The following is a 249-nucleotide window of genomic DNA, read 5'->3' as shown; positions in this document are numbered from 1 at the left end:
CGCCTAAACGTGCCAAGTCGGGCAAATGCGTGACCCAAATGTATTATGCACGCCAAGGTATTATTACCCCTGAAATGGAATACATTGCCATTCGTGAAAACATGGCTCGTGCTGAAGTAACCGACACCGTATTAACCCAAAAAGCGCCTGGAGAGGCTTTTGGTGCTCATATTGGTCAGCTGATCACACCTGAGTTTGTCCGTGATGAAGTCGCTCGAGGTCGAGCGATTATTCCGTTGAATATTAACC

Annotated in this window: 1 protein-coding gene; it reads left to right on the top strand. The window is 47.4% G+C overall.

Features of this window, described 5'->3' with window-relative positions:
• Nucleotides 1-249 (top strand): phosphomethylpyrimidine synthase ThiC (locus tag AAEZ10_RS27625; RefSeq protein WP_350571859.1); only part of this gene is annotated, 249 nt, incomplete at both ends.

Source organism: Pseudomonas sp. H26/SER47-MNA-CIBAN-0231, from assembly GCF_040310465.1.
Classification (GTDB): domain Bacteria; phylum Pseudomonadota; class Gammaproteobacteria; order Pseudomonadales; family Pseudomonadaceae; genus Aquipseudomonas; species Aquipseudomonas atacamensis.
The sequence above is the reverse complement of the archived record's forward strand: the minus strand, read 5'-3'. Positions and strand labels throughout refer to the sequence as shown.